Origin of the sequence: Pseudomonas sp. R1-15, assembly GCF_051132085.1 — a bacterium.
In the GTDB taxonomy this organism is placed as follows: domain Bacteria; phylum Pseudomonadota; class Gammaproteobacteria; order Pseudomonadales; family Pseudomonadaceae; genus Aquipseudomonas.
In genome coordinates this window covers 3,119,426-3,136,621 of record NZ_CP071660.1, presented here as the reverse complement: position 1 = coordinate 3,136,621, position 17,196 = coordinate 3,119,426, and the positions used below count along the sequence as shown (strand labels likewise).

Here is a 17,196-nt window from a genome sequence, read left to right as displayed (position 1 = left end):
AGTGGTCGCCCGCGCTTGTTCAGATTGCTGCTGCCATAACGGACGACTTCCCGTGGAGCGTCCGAAATCAATAACATCGCATCCGGAGCTAATGAATGAACGTTAAACGCATTGCACTCAAGCTGGGCTTCGTCTCGCTGCTGGCATTTGGCGCCAATCTGCACGCCGCCGAAACCTCGCTGCGCATCGGCATCGAGGCGGCATACCCACCCTTCGCCTCGAAAACCCCGGACAACGCCATCGTCGGCTTCGACTATGACATCGGCCAGGCCCTGTGCGCCGAAATGAAGGTTCGCTGCGACTGGATAGAACAGGAATTCGACGGCTTGATCCCGGCACTCAAGGTGAAAAAAGTCGACGCGGTGATTTCTTCCATGTCGATCACCCCGGAGCGGATGAAGTCGGTGGATTTCACCGACCGTTATTATCGGATTCCGGCGCGGCTGGTGTTTCGCAAGGGCAGTGGCATCCAGGATATTCCCGCGCAGCTCAAAGGCAAGCGGATCGGCGTGCAACGGGCAACCAACTTCGATCGTTACGTTACCGACAAATTTGCCCCGGCCGGGGCCGAAGTGATCCGTTATGGCTCGCAAAACGAAGTCTTCCTCGACCTGCTGGGCGGACGCCTGGACGCGACGATGGCCAGTTCGGTGGCCATCGACGAAAGCCTGCTCAAGCGTCCTGAAGGCAAGGATTTCGAATTTGTTGGCCCAAACTTCGTCGAAGAACAATACTTCGGCACGGGCATTGGAATCGCCGTGCGCAAGAATGATCCGCTGGCGGGCCGTTTCAACCAGGCGCTGGCGACCCTTCGCGCCAACGGCACCTACGAGCGGATTCGCCAGAAGTACTTCGATTTTGATATCTATGGCGAATGACCGTCGCCGTGTCCATCGCCCGCAGCTTCGGCTGACGGGCCTCACGCTGCACAGCATGGAGTGATTCATGAAAACCAAAGCGGTACTCACCGAACAGGACGTTGCCCAGTTGCTGGTAGCAGCCAAAGAGCTGGCCCACCAGCGTCAATGGGCCGTATCGGTCTGCGTGGTAGACGATGGCGGGCACCCCTTGGGGCTGCTGCGCCTGGACGGGGCCTCGCCATTGTCGGCCTACATCGCCACCGAAAAAGCCCGCACCGCCGCCATGGGCCGGCGTGACAGCAAGGTTTTTGAAGACATGATCAATGGTGGCCGCATCGCCTTCCTCAGTGCGCCGCACTTGCAAGGCATGCTCGAAGGTGGCGTGGCGATCCGTCACGACGGTCAGTGCATCGGTGCCATCGGCGTGTCCGGGGTCAAGGCTGAGGAAGATGCGGAGCTGGCGCGATTGGCGGTGGAGACGGTGTTGCCGGTGATCACGCCGGATGCCTAAGGGCTGGCGCGAACCCTGTGGGAGCTAGCTTGCTCGCGATGGCGTCGGCACTCTCGACATCAATGCAAGCTGATCCACCGCATCGCGAGCAAGCTCGCTCCCACATTGGATCTCCGTTAGCCCGCTAGCTATTGTGGGAGCGAGCCTGCTCGCGAAGAGGCCAGTACATCCGGCATCTTCATCGACTGATACACCGCCTTCGCGAGCAGGCTCGCTCCCACAGGAGGAACACAATGCCGGATTGAAACTGCACAAATCTTCCAGACCACCCCATCCAAGTCGTTTAATCTCAGCCAGCCGATACATAAACGAGACAGCCCATGACCGCGCGCAACTGGATCGATCTCAAGCAGGACGCCACGTCCGGCATCGAGACCGTGCGCGCGCATTTCGAAGGGCATGCCTACGATCCGCATTGGCATGATGCGTACCTGGTGGGCGTGACGGAGCAGGGCGTGCAACAGTTCCATTGCCGTCGGCAGCAACACAACAGCACGCCGGGCAAAGTGTTCCTGCTCGAACCCGGTGAATTGCATGACGGAAACGCACCCCACGAACACGGTTTCACCTACCGCACGTTGTACCTGGAACCGCATTGGCTCGAGCGCGAGCTGCGCTCCCTGTTCGATGAAGCGCCGGACAATGCCCAGCTGGGCTTTGCCACCACTCTGAATGATGACGCGCGTCTGGCGAGCGCCACCGCCACGGCTTTCCATAGCCTGCATGAGCAAGACATCCTGATCGTCCGCCAGACCGCCCTCGACGCGCTGCTGGCGAACCTCACCCAGCACTTGCACTGGCGCGCGCGGATCAATCCCGACCCGCGCCTGCCGCTGGTTGCGCAACAGGCCCGCGACTACCTGCACAGCCACTTGAGCGAAGACGTCGGCCTCGACGACTTGGCGCGGGCCACCGGTGTCGACCGTTTTCGCCTGAGCCGTGCATTCAAGGCCGCTTTCGGCCTGGCGCCCCATGCCTACCTGATCCAGCTGCGCCTGGCCCGGGCGCGGCGTCTGCTGGCCCATGGCGAAAGCGCCGTGGCGGTGGCCGCCATGCTCGGCTTTGCCGACCAGAGTCACCTCGGCCGCTGGTTCCAGCGCGCCTATCGAATGAGCCCGGTGGACTACCGCAAGCGCTGCTCAATTGTTCCAGACTGAGCCCGGCTGCAACGGGATGATCAGGTTCACGATCATTCATCGAGAAGTTGCGCCATGGATCAGTTGTTGCCGTTTGCCTTGTTTGCGTTTGTCGCCTCCATCACCCCGGGTCCGACCAATATCCTGGTGCTGAGCCATAGCTCGCGCTTCGGCCTGGCAACCACCTGGCCGATCATCTTCGGCGCCTGTGCTGCCGCCGCGTTGCTGGTATTGGTGGTCGGCACCGGCTTGGGGGACGTGCTGGCCCGACACGCGACAATCCAGACCGTGTTGTCCTGGGCCGGCATCGCCTGGCTGAGCTGGATGGCCTGGCAGATCTTCAGCGCCCCCGCCGAGGCCATTGACCCCGACAAACCCGTGGAAGGCCCCCGGCTGGGCCTGGCGGGCGCCGCCGGGTTGCAACTGGTAAACCCGAAGACCTGGATGATGGCCCTGGCGGTGGTCAGCGTATTCGCCGGCGCCGAGGCAGACCGTACCGTGCGCGTGCTCTGGCTGTCCCTGGCGTTTTTTGCGATATCCATTCCTTGCATGACGGCCTGGGCCTACCTGGGGCGCGGGGCCGCAAGGTTCTGCCGTTCCGCCGTGGCGATGGGGCGCTTCAATCGCGTCATGGCGGTGTTGCTACTGGTGTCGGCGTGGTTGACGCTGGTGGTCTGATCCACGATGCAGGAAGACCGGCAGGGCCGGACCAGCTGACGAAAATGTAATTTTTCTTTTGAAACCCGCGGTTCATGCGTCAAGTCGCACGCTTATACCTGCCTAGAACAGGCGGTATGTATTTTTTGATCGACCTTCAAAAAAGGAGAGTGCCATGAACAGCCGTTATCAAACCTGCATCGACGAGTGCCTGGCCTGCGCCATGGCCTGCGAGGCCTGCGCCAGTGCGTGCCTGCAAGAGCAAAACGTCCAGATGATGGCGCGTTGCATCGAGCTGGACCGTGACTGCGCCGACTTGTGCCGTCTCGCGGCAACGCTGATGCAGCGCGACAGCCGGGTGGCGACGGATCTTTGTATCGTCTGCGCGAGCATCTGCCGTGCGTGTGGCGAAGAATGCGCGAAGCACGAAGCGGGTCATTGTCAGGATTGCGCCAAGGCCTGCCAGTCTTGCGCCGAGGCCTGTGAGCGGATGGCCGCCTGAGACTCAACCGGACCGGCAGCAACGGCAGGCATCACTCGATGACTGCCGTTGCACCACCGTACCGTCGAGCACGATCATCAGCACGCCCAGGCACAAGACGATCAATGCGCGCCAGCGCTGGCGCGGGTCGGAAATGTGTAATCCCGGCACGAAGTTCTCAGCCGATGGCCGAGTCGTCACGCCTGAACACCAAGGCCTTCAAGCCACAGGCGGGGTCCGCATCTGGAAACTCCGGAGGGTTTGCCAACCGCTCTTCGAACGTCAGGCCAGGCGCCTCGCGCATGACGCCTTCGATGAGGAAGCCGGGGCCGGTCGCCGGGTCGTTGCTACACGCCAGGACCGTACCAGCGGCGGTCAGCAGCTCCGGCAGGCGGCGCAGCACTCGCTGATAATCCTTGGTCAGCAGGAAGCTGCCTTTCTGGAACGTGGGCGGGTCGATGATGACCAGGTCATAGGGCCCGCTGTTGATCACCTTGCCCCAGGATTTGAACAGGTCGTGCCCCAGAAAGCTCACTTGGCCCAGGTCATGGCCGTTCAGGCGATGATTGTCACGACCACGGCTCAGGGCTGCGCGGGACATGTCCAGGTTGACCACGTGGCGGGCACCGCCGGCGATGGCCGCCACCGAGAAACCGCAGGTATAGGCGAACAGGTTGAGCACGCGCTTGCCTTGGGCGTGAGCGCGCACCCAGTCGCGGCCATAGCGCATATCGAGAAAGAGGCCGTTGTTCTGCTTCTTGCCCAGGTCGATCCGATAACGCAGGCCGCCTTCGGTCAGGGTCCATTCATCGATCGGTTCGCCCACCAACCATTGGGTCAGGCTGTCGGGCAGGTACCGATGTTGCACCGCGAGGGTGTGGGCGCCGCTGTGTTGCCAGGCGGGCAAGGAGGCGAGGGTGCGCAGCATGGCGAACAGGTCATCGAGTTGCGTAGGATCGGGTTCCTTGAACAGCGAGACCAACACCACGCCTTGCAGCCAGTCGACGGTGATCTGTTCCAGCCCCGGCCAGCAGCGCCCGCGGCCATGGAACAGGCGACGGGTTTCGTCGGGCGCCGATTCCAGCGCCGTCAGCAAAAGGCTCTGCAATGTTTGAAGGGCTTGAGGGTTCATCAGATAAAAACGCCAGCAGCTCGAAAGGCCGGCATTTTAACCACGAACCCATGCACTGCAATCCGCTTTATCAGCCCCCGCTGGTCGCGAGGATGCTCGCCACCTGCTGCGGCTGGCAATTGAGATAGGGCGAGCGCTTGAGCCACGCCGGGTCCGGGTACCAGGAAAACATGAATTGCCCGCCCTTGAGCTTGTCGATCACCTGGCGCGCTACTTGCGGGCGCACGGCCGGGCAGCCCTGGCTGCGGCCGATGCGCCCCTGGCGCACGCTCCAGAGCGGGTTCACGTAATCAGCGGCGTGGATGACGATCGCCCGGTCGCGCGCCTGGTCATTGAATCCGGGTTCCAGGCCGTCCATGCGCAGCGAGTAGCCGTGGGTGCCCTGGTAGCTTTCCTGGGTGCGGAACAGCCCCAGGCTGGATTGATAGCTGCCCAGTCGGTTGGAAAACTGGGTGGCGAAGTTTTCCCCGGATTTCTGCCCGTGGGCCACGAGATCACGCAGGACCAGCTTTTTCTGGCGCAGGTCGAAGATCCACAAGCGCCGGGCCGTCGAAGGTTGCGAATAATCGATCACCGCCAGGTGGCGAGCCTGTCGAGCACCGTTGGCAACTGCGCACTGCATCGCACTCAGGGCACTTTTCAGCGCTTGGGGATTGAGTTCCGGCGCGGCGTGGGCGAGGCTGTTGTAAAGAGGCTGGGTGTTGAGTTTTTCGGCCAGCGCCGGGCTGCACAGGATGCCAAGGCCAGTCACGACCAGGCAGAATCGGCGCAAGAAGGCCGATACAGGTGAAGGCAGCTTGCGGTGGCGTTCGTTTGCGGCATCCCGTCCGGTTTCGTTTGTCTGCATGATGGCGGGTCGTACCTGTCGCAAAATTCACCGTCAACGAGACGGCCATGGATTGGAGTAAAGCAGTTGTTCAAAAAGTCCGCATGTTACCTGAGCCTTTTATTGCTCGTTGCGCCATTGGTCGCCACGGCCGAGGACGGCGATCCGGCTCAGGCGCAAACCACACTGGCGCAACTGTCGGTCAATTGCCCCGAACTGGCCGGTGGCGTCGACTTTCCGACGGTCATGAGCCTGCAGGCCTTGTACCAGCAAAACGCAGGCCAGGCGATCTGGGCGGACGACGGGCGGTTACAGGCGTTGCAAGCCCAGCTACAGCAACTGGCCGATGACGGACTCGATCCGGCCCGCTACGACCTGCCGGGCGATGGCCGTTACGTCAACGTGGCCTGTACCGACATCGCCATCAGCCAGCGCTACCTGCAAGCGCTGCATGAGCTGCGTTTCGGCTACCTGCCGCAGAACCGCCTGGAGCCGATCTGGAAGGCCAATCCCCAGTTGCCGGACCGTCAGGCCATGGTGCTGCACTTCGCCGTCGCCGGCTTGCACGACCCCGCCGAGGCGTTCGAGCAGGCGCGGCCGCCGTTGGACCTGTATCGCAACCTGCGCGAACTCTACGCCCGGCAACGCCAGCTACCACTGGCTGACTGGCAGTCAGTGCCGGCTGGCCCATTGATGCAACCCGACAAACGTGACGCCCGCGTGCCCGCACTGGCGCGGCGCCTGTTCAACGAAGGCTACCTGAGCGTGCCTCCGCTGGAAGCCGATGAGCACTACAGCCCGAGCCTCGTGGAGGCGATGAAAAGCTTCCAGCTCCACCATTCACTGCAAGCCGATGGGGTAGTGGGGCCGTGGACGGTTACCGAGCTGAACATCAGCCCGGCCATGCGCCGCGAGCAATTGCGGATCAACCTGGAGCGCATGCGCTGGCTGGCTCAGGATCTGGAGCCCGACAGCGTGCTGGTCAACGTGGCGGCGGCGCAGCTGACGGTCTACCAGGCTGGCGCCCCGGTATGGCAGACCCGGACCCAGGTTGGCCGCGCCGAACGCCAGACACCGCTGATCAAGTCGCGTATCACCCGACTGACGCTGAACCCGACGTGGACTATTCCGCCGACGATCATGCGCGAGGACAAACTGCCCGAGATCCGCCGCGACCCGGAGTTTCTCACCCGGCATAACCTCAAGGTGATCGATCGGGATGGATTGCCCCTGGCGGTGGAAAATATCGACTGGGATCACCCTGGCAATCTAATGCTGCGCCAGGATGCCGGTGCGAAAAATCCCTTGGGCAAACTGGTAGTCCGCTTTCCCAATCCGTTCTCGGTGTACCTGCATGACACCCCCAGCCAGGCGCTGTTCAGCAAGGGCCCACGGGCGTTCAGTTCGGGCTGCGTGCGCATCGAGCAAGTCATGCATCTGCGCGACCTGTTGGTGACCCCTGCCGAACGCACGCGCACCGACACCTTGCTGGCAAGCGAGTTGACCCATGAATTCAGGCTGGCCAAGCCGATGCCGATCCTGCTTGGATACTGGACAGTGCAAGCGGACAGCCAGGGGCGGGCGGTGTATATCCCGGATATCTATCAGCGCGATGTGCCCCTGTCTGCCGCCGACCGTCGAGCACTCTGATCATGCACACGCGGCGTTGGCTTCTACGGGTGTGGTCTGCTCGATGGCCGAGAACACCCGCTGGCCGAGGGCTCGGGCCTTCTGCAGATGCACGTTCGGATCAAGGGTTTCCGAATCCAGCAAGCGTTCGGAGCTCACCACGCGGGCACCGCAGTAGCCGAAGATGCCGTGGTCGATCTGCGTGACCATCGCCTGGTCGTAGCCGTGGCGTTGAAAACTGTCGGCGTCGGCTCCACCGAGGGCGACCAGATGGACCCGCAGTTGCTGCAGTTTTTGCACAAAGAACTCGTCGAGCTTGAAGTCGAACGCCCAGCCATTGGAGAACACCCGGTCAATCCAGCCCTTGAGCAGCGCCGGCATCGACCACCAGTAGATCGGGTAGACCAGCACCAGGGCGTCGGCCCGTTCGATCCTGGCCTGCTCGGCCAGCACGTCGGCAGGCGGCAAGGCCTCACGGTGGTGGACGGCATGGTCGGCGAAGCCGAAGCGCGGGTCGAAGCCTTCGGCGGCCAGGTCGGCGATTTCGAAGGTATCGCTGGGATTGGCCTGGAGAATTCCATTGCCAATGGCCTGGGCAAGCGCATGGGTCAGGGAGCGGGGGTCATGGTGAGCAACGACGATAAGGGCGTGCATGGCGAATCTCCTTCTGGCATTACCCGAGGTCAAGCGAGTATGCTGGGTTAAGTTACGGTTAGTAAGTTACGGTTGGTAAATTTAACATGTCAAGCACAGATGAAAATGCACCGCCCATTGCCGCGCCTCGTCGCCGACTTTCCCGCGCCGATCGGCAACGGCAATTGCTGGATGTCGCCTGGCGCCTGGTTCGGGAGGAGGGCAGCGAAGCGTTGACCCTGGCCCGGCTGGCCGACCAGGCAGGCGTCACCAAGCCCATCGTCTACAACCATTTCATTACCCGATCCGGGCTGCTGGCGGCGCTCTACCAGGATTTCGATGCGCGCCAGACGGCGCTCATGGATGCTGCACTCGACGCCAGCGAGCCCACGTTGCAGAGTCGTTCACGGGTGATTGCCGAAGCGTTCGTCGAATGCGTCCTGCTTCAGGGCCGGGAGATTCCGGGCGTCAGTGCGGCGCTCTCCAGTTCACCTGAACTGGAGAGCATCAAAAGGGAGTATGAAAGGCTGTTCCTGGATAAATGCCGGGCGGTGCTGGAGCCGTTCGCCGATAACCGGGGCCTGTCCCAAGCGAGCCTGCGCGCGATGCTGGGGGCGGCGGAGGCGTTGTCCGATGCGGCGGCCAACGGGGAAATCAGTGCAGAGGAGGCCAAGGGAGAGCTGTTCATCAGCATGGTGGCGATGGTCAACCGGGCCGCTGGCATCGCCTCCAACTGATCGGGCGATTCGCGAGCAGGCTCGCTCCCACATGGGCGGGCCGATCCTGAGGCAGGGACATCGGTCTGACTTGATATTTGTCGCGCCGGAGCAGGTTAGCGTGGCGAGGGAGCTTGCTCCCGCTGGCCTGCGAAGCGGGCCCCAGCAACCTTTCAGGCAGACTGTATCCGCCGGTTTGCGACTGCTGCGCAGCCGAGCGGGAGCAAGCTCCCTCGCCACGGGTTCTGAGTTGGTCAGGCTGACGCTTTCGCGAGCAGGCTCGCTCCCACAGGGGACAGGGTTCACAAAGGTCCACTGTGGGAGCGAGCCTGCTCGCGATGACGGCGGCACATCAAACATCTCTTCCGCTGATTCACTCCCCATCAAGAAAAAACGAACCACAAGCCCCTTTTCCGGTTCTTAACTGATGTCCCCTGTCGACAGGGGCATCAGGCGGGGCTGCGGTCTTGCCCACCACACACTGCGATCAGAGGAGGCGACATGCCCAACTCCTTCCCTTCGCCCTGGTGGAAGAACGCCGTGATCTACCAGGTTTACCCTCGCTCCTTTGCCGATGCCAACGGCGATGGCGTCGGCGATCTTCCCGGTTTGACAGCGCGCCTGGACCATCTACAACGCCTTGGCATCGATGCGTTGTGGCTCTCGCCAGTGTTCCGCTCGCCCATGTGCGACGCAGGCTACGATATCTGCGACTACACCGATGTGGATCCGCTGTTCGGCAACCTGGCCGACCTCGATGCGTTGATCGCCAAGGCCCACGAACGGGGCTTGAAAGTGCTGCTCGACTTCGTGCCCAACCACACCTCCGACCAGCACCCCTGGTTCGTCGAATCGCGCTCCAGCCGCGACAACCCCAAGCGCGACTGGTACATCTGGCGTGACCAGCCGAACAACTGGCGAGCCTCGATCGATGGCGGCAGCGCCTGGACCTGGGACGAAACCAGCCAGCAGTACTACCTGCATTTCTTCCTGCCCGAACAGCCGGACCTGAACTGGCACAACCCGCACGTCGTGGCAGCCATGCATCAAGTGCTGCACTTCTGGCTCGAGCGTGGCGTCGATGGGTTTCGCGTCGACGTGGTGCATTGCGTCGGCAAGGACCAGAGCTTTGCCGATGACCCGCGCTGCATGGCCGGCGAAACCATGGTCAAGATCAATGACCAGCCCTACAGCCACGAAGTGCTGCGCGGGCTGCGGCGCCTGGTGGACAGCTACCCCGGCGAGCGGGTGCTGATCGGCGAGGTGAACATCCGCTCCACGGCGCAGGTGGCGGCTTACTACGGCGCCAGTGACGAACTGCACATGTCCTTCAACTTCCCGCCGCTGGACGCGCCCTGGGATCCGGTGGTGTTTCGCATGTGCATCCGTGAGGTGGAAAACGACCTCGGCCCCTTGCAGGCCTGGCCCACTTGGGTGCTGTCCAATCATGACAACAGCCGTCATCGCACTCGCTACGGTGGCTCATTGCGCCGGACACGGGCCGCGGCGGTGATGCTGCTGACGCTGCGCGGCACGCCTTTCATCTATCAGGGCGAGGAGCTGGGCCTGGAGGACACGCAAGTGACCGCCCAGACCCGCGTCGACCCCGGCGGACGGGACGGCAGCCGCGCGCCGTTGCCGTGGACCGAACAAGCGCCTCACGGCTGGTCGGGACAGGTGCCATGGCTGCCTTTCGCACCCGATGCGGGGTTGCTGTCGGTGCAAGCGCAGGAGCGTGCCGATGATTCGGTGTTGGCGCTCTACCGACGTTTGCTGGCCTGCCGGCGCAACAGCCCGGCCCTGCGCCTGGGCGGCTGGGAAGAGCTGCCATCGCACCCGCAGGTGTTGGCGTATCGACGTCGTTGCGACGGCGATGAGCGCCTGGTCTGCGTCAACTTTGCCGACCATGAGCACACGTTTCCCCTGGCCGGCCCCTGGCGCGTGGAGATCGCCAGTGACAGGGCCGATGAAGGCCGGCCATTCAGCGGCCGACTGGCCGCCGAGCAAGCCGTGATCCTGTGTCGATGAGGAATGACTGATGAAAGCCAACTGGCACCGAAACACCTTGATCTACCAGATCGACCCTTCCTTGTTCTTGGACAGCAACGGCGACGGTCGGGGCGACTTGAAGGGCGTCATCCAGCAACTCGACTACTTGCAAGCGTTGGGCGTCGGTGCGCTCTGGCTGATGCCGTTGTACCGGTCTCCCTTCAAGGACGCCGGTTATGACGTCAGCGATTTCATGGCCTTGGATCCGCGTTTTGGCAGCGAGGAAGACCTGCGCCAGTTGATCGTCCAGGCTGGGGAGCGCGGCATGCGCGTCATTCTCGAACTGGTGGTGCAACACACCAGCGACCAGCACCCGTGGTTCCTTCGGGCGCTACGGGACAAGGACAGTGTCTACCGGGATTACTACCTGTGGTCCGACACGCCGGTTGACGACGGCAACCAGCCGATCTTTCCCTCGGTGGAAGACAGTATCTGGCAGTGGGATGAGCAGGCAGGCCAATACTATCGGCATCTGTTCTATCGCCACGAACCGGACCTGAACCTGGCAAACCTGCGGGTCGTCGAGGAGATCGAGCGGATCATGGATCACTGGCTCGAACTCGGTATCGCCGGTTTTCGTCTCGATGCCGCTTCGCACCTGGTTGAGCAGGCCGGTGGCGGCGATGAAGAGCAAGGCGTCTGGGTGCTGGACCGATTCTATAAATGCATGACCCGCATCAACCCTGAGGGTGTGCTGTTGGGCGAGGTGGATGTCGAGCCGGAGCGCTACAGCCATTATTTCGGCACGGGCGAGCGCTTGGGCCTGGTGCTGGATTTCTGGGTGAACAACCACCTGTTCCTGGCCTTGGCCCGCGGCGAAGCCGAACCCCTGCAACGGGCCATTACCCGGCGGCCGGCACCGCCCGACGGCGCGAACTACGCGGTGTGGCTGCGCAACCACGATGAGCTCGACCTGGAACGCCTGAGCGAGCAGGAGCGCGAAGAAGTGATGCAGGCGTTCGCCCCGGAGCCGGACATGCGCTTGTATGGCCGAGGTATCCGCCGACGCTTGGCGCCGATGCTCGACGGCGATGTCCGGCGCCAGGCGTTGGCCCAGGCATTGTTGCTGTCGCTGCCCGGCACGCCGATCGTGCGCTATGGAGAGGAAATCGGCATGGGCGACGACCTGTCCCGCCCCGAGCGCCTGTCGGTGCGCACGCCCATGCAATGGAATGACCAGGCCAATGCCGGATTTTCCTCGGCCCAACGTTTGGCCGCCCCGGTGATCGATGAAGGGCCGTTTGCCTATGCGCATTTGAACGTTGCAGGCCAACTGAAGGACTGCGAATCACTATTGAACCGGGCACGTCATTTGTTGCTGACCCGCGCGGACCTGAACGAAGTCGGTGACGGCAAGGCGCAACTGCTGACGGTCGATCATCCCGCGGTGTTCGCCATCGCCCATGCCTGCGAGGCCACCTCGGTCATGCTGGCGAACCTCGGCAACGAAACGGTCACCGTGCGGTTGCGGGAAATGGACCTGGAGGGTTTCGAAGAAATGTTATCCGACAGTCCATACCCGGCCACGACACAATCGGGCCTGACGTTGCACGGGTACGGTTATCGGTGGTTCCGCCGCGTCGACTCAAAACAATAGCAGCACGACCGCCAGCAACCCGCCGACGGCGAACAGCAAGGCCGATACCTGCGTCGAACTCAGGGCCAGCGCAGAGTCCCGCGCGCGACCGCTGAACCGCCCACGGGTACGATGCAAGGACTCCTGCGATTCGAACAGGTTATCCGGACGCTGAGGGTCGTCGTCCTCGTTGGTCAGCTGTCCTGAATAGGCGCTACGGGCCATCAAGCGATCGAGCAGCCCCGGCATCAGGCAAGTGCCGACGATGGCCTTGAGCGAGGCCGCACCCAGCCACAATTCCCTGGGTGTGCGCTTGACCACGCTGAATACCGCCCGGGCGGCCACGTCCGGGTCATGAATCGGCGGCACGGGTTGCACGCGCTTGCCCAACTTGTTGCGCGCCCAATCGAACTGAGGCGTATTGATCGCGGGCAATTGCACCATGCAGACCTTGATGTCGCTGTGCTCGTGAAGCAGTTCGCAGCGCAAGGAATCGGTGAAACCTCGCACCGCGAACTTGGCCCCGCAATACGCCGCCTGCAGCGGAATGGCGCGATAGGCCAGTGCCGACCCCACCTGGATGATCACCCCGCGGTTGCGCCGGCCCATGATGTCCAGCGCCGCGAGCGTGCCGTGGACAGTGCCCAGGTAAGTCACCTCGGTTACCCGACGGATTTCCTCGGCGCTCAGTTGGCGGATCGGCGAAAACACCGTGACCATCGCGCAATTGACCCACACGCTGACCGGCCCCAATTCCCGCTCCATTCGCTGTGCCGCTTCAAACACCGCTTCGGCGTCGGCGACATCAACGCTGATCGCCACGCATGTTGCGCCCAGTTGCTTGAGTTCTTCTTCCGTGGCCGCCAAGGCTTGTTCGCCCCGGGCCAGCAGCCCGACCCGATAGCCTGAGACAGCGAATCGGTGTGCGGTCGCACGCCCGACGCCGGCGGTGGAACCACAGATCACCACCACAGGTGGGTTTCGCTCATCCATTGTGCTTGCTCCGCAGCTCCTACCAAGGGTCAGTGGGGTTGCGCGACGCCGCGCAGCAGGTTTGCGCTGACCTTGTCGGCGTTGCAACTGGCGACGTTGGCCAGCGAGACCATGCCCACCAGGCGCTTGTCACGGTTCACCACCGGCAGGCGGCGTTTTTCGATCTGGGCCATGTTCTTGGCGACGTGGTCGATTTCCTCGTCATCGAAGCAATAGCGCACCTCATCGCTCATGATCCGGCTGACCGGGGTGTCCATGTTCATGCCTTCGGCCATGGCCCGGATCACCAGGTCGCGGTCGGTCACCATGCCGGCCATGCGGTCGTTCTGATTGATCACCAGCGCGCCGATATCGGCCTGGCGCATGATCTGCGCGACTTCGCGCAGAGGGGTATCAGGCGAGATCGTGCGGACTTCCCGACTCATGATTTCATTGATTTTCATCGTTGAATCTCCTTCGTTTCGGGTTGGACAGCAAGCCACTGTCCGGCTGTCGCGGGTCACTTGTGCGGCCACCGGACTGGCTCCTCACTTATTGTGAAAATCGGGGCTGACGATGGTTCAGGATTTTTGCCGGCGGGTTTGAAGGGGTGCACTTTTATGAAGCCGCAGGTGGGTTGCCGCACCATCGCAAGGCAGATGGTGGTGTTAGCGAGACGGTAGCCGGCGCCGGTCAGCTTGAGGTGGCAGGGCGGGCGTCTTCGCGGGCAGGCCCGCTCCCACAGGGGATTAGCGGTGGCTATGCGGCGGCAGATCAGCTGCGGATGAGGATTGGCACGCTCGCTGCAAGACGTTGTCCAGGCCCACCGCGAACACAATCGAGTGGGCAGCCCCGTCGGTCAACGAAGATCGAGTGCCAGCAGGCCGGGGATATTACGGTAGGTCAGGGCGCAGTCGCCGGATCGATACCGCACAGAACAGGCAAAGACGCCTGGAACCGCAAGGTTTCAGGCGTCTTTTTTTTGCTTTCAAAAAACCGTGATGGGCTTTTGTCGGGTGCTTTTATGAATTCCAACGTTGCTTCCCTGAACAAGCTGCAAACGCTGATCGTGATCGGCAATGGCATGGTCGGCCATCACTGCGTCGAGCAATTGATCGAGCGCGGTGCCCTCAATCATTACCGCGTGCATGTGTTCAGCGAAGAGCCGATGCGTGCCTACGACCGTGTGCATTTGTCCGAGTATTTCTCGGGCCGCGATGCCGAGTCGCTGGCCCTGGGCGAAGCCTCGTTGTACCAGACGCCCGGCGTCACGCTGCACTTGGGCGTGCCGGTGGTGGAAATCGATCGCCAGGCGCGCCAGGTTGTCACCGCCACCGAGCGCCTCGGCTACGACAAGCTGGTGCTCGCCACCGGTTCGTACCCCTTCGTGCCGCCGATCCAGGGCGCCGAAGGTGACTCATGCCTGGTCTACCGCACCCTTGAAGACCTCGACGCCATCCGCGCCGCCGCGAACGATGCCCGGCGTGGCGTGGTCGTCGGTGGTGGCCTGCTGGGCCTGGAAGCGGCCAATGCCCTCAAGACCCTTGGCCTGGAAGCTCACGTGGTGGAATTCGCCCCACGGCTGATGCCGGTGCAACTGGACGAGCAGGGCGGCCTGGCCCTCAAGGCGCGCATCGAAAAACTCGGTGTCGGCGTGCACCTGTCCAAGGGCACCCAATCCATCAGCGCCGGTGAGCAATACCGTTACCGGATGAACTTCGCCACCGACGACTTCCTGGAAACCGACCTGATCGTGTTTTCCGCCGGTATCCGCGCCCAGGATGCCCTGGCTCGCCAGTGCGACCTGCAGATCGGCCCGCGCGGCGGCGTGGTGATTGACGACCATTGCCAGAGCAGCGACCCGGACATCTACGCCATTGGCGAATGCGCGGCCTGGAACGGCAGCATCTTCGGCCTGGTCGCGCCGGGCTACCAGATGGCCCGCAATGTCGCGGCGCGCCTGTGCGGCGAGGCTGGCGAGGCGTTCACCGGCGCAGACATGTCCACCAAGCTCAAACTGTTGGGCGTGGACGTCGGTTCCATCGGCGACGCCCATGGCAACACGCCGGGTGCGCGCAGCTTCCAATTCATCGACGAAACCAGCGCCAGCTATCGGCGCCTGGTAGTGGACGCCGACGGCAAGCGCGTGATCGGCGCGGTGCTAGTGGGCGACAACAGCTACTACGACACCCTGCTGCAATACATGCAGAACGGCATCGCCTTGCCCAAGGACGCCGCCAGCCTGATCCTGCCATCGTCCGAAGGCGCACCGACACTGGGCCCGGCCGCACTGCCCGAAGCGGCGACCATCTGCTCGTGCCACAACGTCACCAAGGGCTCGATCTGCGCGGCCATCGACGGCGGCTGCAGCGATCTAGGCCAGCTCAAGTGCGACACCAAGGCCGGTACCGGTTGCGGCGGCTGCGCGGCCCTGGTCAAGCAGGTATTCGAGCACGAGCTGATCGCCCGTGGCGTCAGCGTCGACAAGAGCCTGTGCGAACACTTCGCCTATACCCGCCAGGAGCTCTACGCACTGGTGCGGGTGGAAGGGATCATCAGTTTCGAAGAGCTGCTGGCCAAACACGGTCGCGGCCATACCGGTTGCGACCTGTGCAAGCCGGCGGTGGGTTCGATCCTGGCGTCGTGCTGGAACCAGCCGATCATGGACGCGCACCTGGTGCCGTTGCAGGACACCAACGACACCTTCATGGCGAACATGCAGAAAAACGGCACCTATTCGGTAGTGCCGCGCATTGCCGGTGGGGAAATCACCGCCGACAAACTGATCGCCATCGGCGTGGTCGCGAAGAAATATGACCTCTACACCAAGATCACCGGCGGCCAGCGCATCGACCTGTTCGGCGCGCAGTTGCACCAGTTGCCGGACATCTGGGCCGAGCTGATCGAAGCCGGTTTCGAGACCGGCCACGCCTACGGCAAATCGACGCGTACGGTGAAGTCCTGCGTCGGCAGCACCTGGTGCCGCTATGGCGTGCAGGACAGCGTGCAGATGGCCCTGACCATCGAGGACCGCTACAAGGGCCTGCGCTCGCCGCACAAGCTCAAGTTCGCGGTGTCCGGTTGCACCCGTGAATGCGCCGAGGCGCAGAGCAAGGACGTGGGTGTGATCGCCACGGAGAAGGGCTGGAACCTCTACGTGGCCGGCAACGGCGGCATGCGTCCACGCCACGCCGAGCTGTTCGCCACCGACCTGGATGACGCCACGCTGATCCGCTACATCGACCGGTTCCTGATGTTCTACATCCGCACCGCCGACAAGTTGCAACGCACCTCGGTCTGGCGCGAGAGCCTGGAAGGCGGTCTGGACTACCTCAAGGACGTGATCATCCACGACAGCCTGGGCCTGGGCGCCGAGCTCGAAGCGCAGATGCAACTGGTGGTCGACCGCTACGAGTGCGAATGGGCCAACGCCTTGAAGGATCCGGAAAAACTCAAGCGCTTCCGGACCTTCGTCAACGACAAGCGCGGCGATCCGGACGTCCACTTCGTCCGCGAACGCGGCCAGCGCCGGCCGGTGCATGCCGGCGAACTTCACCTGATTCCCGTCACCGAGGAGGTGCTCTGATGAGCCAGTCAAACGTCGTTCGTATCGCTCAAGAACCCGTCCAATGGCGCACCCTGTGCAGCCGCGAGGACCTGGTGCCCAATTCCGGCGTGGTTGCCTGGCATGACGGCCGCCAAGTGGCGCTGCTCTACCTGCCGGAGCATACAGACAAGCCGCTGTACGCCGTCGACAACCGCGACCCCAAGTCCGGCGCGAACGTCATCGGTCGTGGTCTGCTGGGCAGCATCAAGGGCGAACTGGTGATCGCCTCGCCGATGTACAAACAGCATTTCCGCCTGGAAGACGGCCATTGCCTGGAATATCCCGAACAGCGCCTGCGGGTCTGGCCGGTGCGGTTGAACGGGGATCTGGTGGAGATTGGCGCGGACTGACTCACTCCAGTGGATGAGTTGAAAAATGCATGAATACCTGTGGGAGCGAGCTTGCTCGCGA

17 protein-coding genes are annotated in these 17,196 nt (G+C 62.9%); 11 read left to right on the top strand and 6 right to left on the bottom strand.

What is annotated here, in order from left to right:
• Positions 1-95 precede the first annotated feature (95 nt).
• From J3P97_RS14130 to J3P97_RS14110, 5 genes are all read left to right on the top strand, one after another.
• On the top strand, positions 96-878 hold the full coding sequence (locus J3P97_RS14130) for an ABC transporter substrate-binding protein (RefSeq protein WP_434600847.1): 783 nt from the start codon (positions 96-98) through the stop codon (positions 876-878).
• Between the two features lie 67 nt (positions 879-945).
• Positions 946-1,371, top strand: coding sequence for a GlcG/HbpS family heme-binding protein (locus J3P97_RS14125; protein WP_434600846.1), 426 nt, complete (start codon positions 946-948; stop codon positions 1,369-1,371).
• 320 nt (positions 1,372-1,691) lie between these two features.
• The gene (locus J3P97_RS14120; RefSeq protein WP_434671990.1) at positions 1,692-2,528 is read left to right on the top strand and encodes an AraC family transcriptional regulator; all 837 of its coding nucleotides are present in this window, start codon (positions 1,692-1,694) and stop codon (positions 2,526-2,528) included.
• Between the two features lie 54 nt (positions 2,529-2,582).
• Positions 2,583-3,185 carry a LysE family translocator gene (locus tag J3P97_RS14115; RefSeq protein ID WP_434671989.1) on the top strand — a complete coding sequence of 201 codons (603 nt, stop codon included), beginning with the start codon at positions 2,583-2,585 and terminating at the stop codon, positions 3,183-3,185.
• Between the two features lie 154 nt (positions 3,186-3,339).
• Positions 3,340-3,666 carry a four-helix bundle copper-binding protein gene (locus J3P97_RS14110; RefSeq protein ID WP_181288801.1) on the top strand — a complete coding sequence of 109 codons (327 nt, stop codon included), beginning with the start codon at positions 3,340-3,342 and terminating at the stop codon, positions 3,664-3,666.
• A 3-nt stretch (positions 3,667-3,669) separates the two neighbouring features.
• On the opposite strand, the gene J3P97_RS14105 is transcribed toward J3P97_RS14110, so the two are convergent.
• The 3 genes from J3P97_RS14105 to J3P97_RS14095 form a co-directional block, all read right to left on the bottom strand.
• A complete protein-coding gene (locus tag J3P97_RS14105) occupies positions 3,670-3,816 on the bottom strand; it encodes a hypothetical protein (RefSeq protein ID WP_434671988.1) in 147 nt (48 codons plus the stop codon).
• Between the two features lie 7 nt (positions 3,817-3,823).
• Complete coding sequence (locus J3P97_RS14100; RefSeq protein WP_434568337.1) at positions 3,824-4,777, bottom strand: class I SAM-dependent methyltransferase; 954 nt, start codon at positions 4,775-4,777, stop codon at positions 3,824-3,826.
• 70 nt (positions 4,778-4,847) lie between these two features.
• Positions 4,848-5,528 (bottom strand): murein L,D-transpeptidase catalytic domain family protein, encoded by a 681-nt coding sequence (locus tag J3P97_RS14095; RefSeq protein ID WP_434674557.1) that lies wholly within the window; start codon positions 5,526-5,528, stop codon positions 4,848-4,850.
• Between the two features lie 162 nt (positions 5,529-5,690).
• Here J3P97_RS14095 and J3P97_RS14090 point away from each other — a divergent pair, with 162 nt between their 5' ends.
• Positions 5,691-7,253, top strand: a complete 1,563-nt coding sequence (locus J3P97_RS14090) for a L,D-transpeptidase family protein (protein WP_434671987.1) — start codon at positions 5,691-5,693, stop codon at positions 7,251-7,253.
• Here J3P97_RS14090 and J3P97_RS14085 read toward each other — a convergent pair whose 3' ends face one another.
• Positions 7,254-7,886 (bottom strand): NAD(P)H-dependent oxidoreductase, encoded by a 633-nt coding sequence (locus J3P97_RS14085; RefSeq protein ID WP_434600842.1) that lies wholly within the window; start codon positions 7,884-7,886, stop codon positions 7,254-7,256.
• A gap of 86 nt (positions 7,887-7,972) precedes the next feature.
• Here J3P97_RS14085 and J3P97_RS14080 point away from each other — a divergent pair, with 86 nt between their 5' ends.
• From J3P97_RS14080 to J3P97_RS14070, 3 genes are all read left to right on the top strand, one after another.
• Positions 7,973-8,602, top strand: coding sequence for a TetR/AcrR family transcriptional regulator (locus J3P97_RS14080; RefSeq protein ID WP_434671986.1), 630 nt, complete (start codon positions 7,973-7,975; stop codon positions 8,600-8,602).
• A 480-nt stretch (positions 8,603-9,082) separates the two neighbouring features.
• On the top strand, positions 9,083-10,609 hold the full coding sequence (locus tag J3P97_RS14075) for an alpha-amylase family glycosyl hydrolase (protein WP_434671985.1): 1,527 nt from the start codon (positions 9,083-9,085) through the stop codon (positions 10,607-10,609).
• Positions 10,610-10,619: 10 nt separating this feature from the next.
• Positions 10,620-12,227, top strand: coding sequence for an alpha-amylase family protein (locus J3P97_RS14070; RefSeq protein ID WP_434671984.1), 1,608 nt, complete (start codon positions 10,620-10,622; stop codon positions 12,225-12,227).
• Here the strand turns inward: J3P97_RS14070 and J3P97_RS14065 are convergent.
• A complete protein-coding gene (locus J3P97_RS14065) occupies positions 12,216-13,199 on the bottom strand; it encodes an SDR family oxidoreductase (protein WP_434568343.1) in 984 nt (327 codons plus the stop codon). The two genes, J3P97_RS14070 and J3P97_RS14065, sit on opposite strands and share 12 nt — an antisense overlap.
• 29 nt (positions 13,200-13,228) lie before the next feature.
• A complete protein-coding gene (locus J3P97_RS14060; protein WP_434568344.1) occupies positions 13,229-13,642 on the bottom strand; it encodes a CBS domain-containing protein in 414 nt (137 codons plus the stop codon).
• A 560-nt stretch (positions 13,643-14,202) separates the two neighbouring features.
• On the opposite strand from J3P97_RS14060, the gene nirB reads away from it, so the two are divergent.
• The gene (nirB, locus tag J3P97_RS14055; RefSeq protein WP_434671983.1) at positions 14,203-16,764 is read left to right on the top strand and encodes a nitrite reductase large subunit NirB; all 2,562 of its coding nucleotides are present in this window, start codon (positions 14,203-14,205) and stop codon (positions 16,762-16,764) included.
• Complete coding sequence (gene nirD / locus J3P97_RS14050; RefSeq protein ID WP_434568346.1) at positions 16,764-17,135, top strand: nitrite reductase small subunit NirD; 372 nt, start codon at positions 16,764-16,766, stop codon at positions 17,133-17,135. The genes nirB and nirD overlap by 1 nt, the downstream gene beginning before the upstream one ends.
• Positions 17,136-17,196 lie beyond the last annotated feature (61 nt).